2 protein-coding genes are annotated in these 2,425 nt (G+C 69.5%); both read left to right on the plus strand.

Annotation, left to right across the window (positions count from 1 at the left end):
- Positions 1-621: 621 nt before the first annotated feature.
- On the plus strand, positions 622-1,197 hold the full coding sequence (locus tag ACLBWP_RS18415; protein ID WP_447656265.1) for a hypothetical protein: 576 nt from the start codon (positions 622-624) through the stop codon (positions 1,195-1,197).
- A gap of 128 nt (positions 1,198-1,325) precedes the next feature.
- On the plus strand, positions 1,326-1,886 hold the full coding sequence (locus ACLBWP_RS18420; protein WP_243561246.1) for a YceI family protein: 561 nt from the start codon (positions 1,326-1,328) through the stop codon (positions 1,884-1,886).
- Positions 1,887-2,425 lie beyond the last annotated feature (539 nt).

Raw genomic sequence — 2,425 nt, forward strand, 5'->3', positions numbered from 1 at the left:
GCGGGCGCGGGCCGGGCGCGGGCGCGGGCGCGGGCGCGGGCGCGGGCGCGGGCACCGGCCCGGGCACCGGCCCGGGCACACGCAGGATGCGGGCACCGAAACGGGCGAACGGGCGAAACACCAGGGTCACTCCGTCCCGTCACCTGGGGATTCCGCCCGCTCGGCGCGCGGCTCGCTCCTCCACATCGCGGGGAGTCTTCGAGACGTCCACATCGGAGGCTCCGCTCGCCATGACGAAATCGGCGCGCTGCCACCGTGGGGACCATGACACCCAGGACTCGACTCCCACTGGCGTTGCGGGACGCCTCGTTCCGGGTTCGCGACGCCCTGCACCGAGGCGTCTCGCGGGGCCGCCTCGAAGCACGCGACCTCGTCCGCCCCTTCCACGGGATCCGATCCGCTGCAGTTCCCCGAGCCGTCGACGAACGAGCGCGAGCGCTGGCTCCGCGCCTCCGCCCGGACCAGGTGTTCAGCCACGCGACGGCCGCGGCGATCATCGGCGTTCCGCTTCCCCGCCGAGTCGAACGCGATCCACGGCTGCACGTGACCACGATCGGAGTCGATCAAGCACTTCGCGTTCGGGGTGCGGTCGGACATCGCGCCCGATCCGGCACCGTCAGGATGACTGTCTCCCGAGGCGTCCCGATCAGTACTCCAACGGACACGTTCGTCGCGCTGGGGACGATGCTCACGATCGATGAGCTCGTCATCGCCGGTGACGCGCTCGTCGGCTGGCTCGGCTGGGTCACACTCGACGAACTGCGAGCGGCCGTCCGTCGACGTCGCGGCATGCGCGGCGTCCGCCGACTCCGCGCTGCATTGCTGGAGATCCGTCCTGGCTCCCAGTCCCCCGGGGAGACCCGAGCGCGACTCGTACTGACACGACACGGACTACCGGAACCAGCGCTGAACCACGATGTGGTGGTCGACGGTGTGTGGATCGCGCGCGTGGACCTGGCGTTCCCCGAAGCCCGGGTCGCGATCGAGTACGAGAGTGACCTGCACCGCACGGATCCGGCGACGTTCAAGAAGGACCTGACCCGGGGTGAGCACCTGAAGGACGTCGACTGGTGGCTGGTCCGGATCACGGCAGATGACGTCGGGCAACACGTCGAGCGCTTCGTCCATCGCATACGTCGCCTGCTCGTCACGGGCGGTTCGGGGGCGCACGATCGGCGTTTCACGACACTTCGATGAACATTGGTTGACGCTTCAACCATTTGGGTACAGAATGGCGTAGCATCAACTTCGATGCGAGCGCATGGATTGGGGATCCGATCGCTCGCATCGCTCCACGAACTCCGTCGTCCCGGAAGGACACCACCATGACGCTCTCTGCTGACACCGTTCCCGGCTACCAGACCGGCACCTGGAAGATCGACCCGACGCACTCCGAGGTCACGTTCTCGGTTCGCCACCTGGCCATCAGCAAGGTCAAGGGCAAGTTCGAGAACTTCGACGCGACCGTCGTGACCGCTGAGAACCCGCTCGAGTCGACCATCGAGGCGAACATCGACGTCGCTTCGATCAACACCGGCCAGGAGCAGCGCGACCAGCACCTCAAGACGAGCGACTTCTTCCTCACCGAAGAGCACCCGCAGCTCACCTTCCGCTCCACCAGCATCGAGGCGAAGGGCGACGACCTGCACATCGCCGGCGACCTGACCCTGCGCGGCGTCACCAAGCCCGTCGTCCTCAAGGCCGAGCTGGGCGGTTTCACGACCGACGGTTACGGCCAGGTCAAGTTCGGTGCCGAAGCCAAGACGAAGATCGACCGCACTGAGTTCGGTGTGAACTGGAATGCCGCGCTCGAGGCCGGCGGCTTCACCCTCGGCAACGAGGTCACCATCAACCTCGACGTGCAGTTCGTCCTCCAGGCTGCCTGAACCCTGCGCTGACCCGCACCGCGGGACGCCCTGAACGAAGCCCCGACGCCCTTGCGGCGCCGGGGCTTCTTCATGTCCCTGTGGCTCCGCGCCATCCGCCGCCCGCCCCGGGACGACCCCGCCCGCCGCCCCGGCCCCCGCCCGTCCGTCCGTCCGTCCGCGAGCGGGCGAAACACCACGAGCTCAGACAGCCGAACCGGGCAGTTTCGCCCGCTCGAATCACGTGGCCCGCAGGGCCTTGACCAGCCAAGCCCGGCCCAGCCTTGGGCACGTGCGAACGGGCAAAAGCGCTCCCTCATCGGCCTGATCGACCAGGGCGTTCCGCCCGCTCGCACCGGTGCCCCGTTCGCGCCCGCACCCGCACGACCCGAGCGGGCGAAAGGGAGCGGTGAGCTCCCCGGACCACCGCGGCATTTCGCCCGCTCGCCCCCCACCCACCCCCGCTCGCCCCCACCCACGCCCGCTCGCCCCCACCCACGCCCGCTCGCCCCCCACCCACCCCCGCTCGCCCCCACCCACCCCCGCTCGCCCCCACCCAC

The organism is Microbacterium sp. M1A1_1b, from assembly GCF_053345565.1.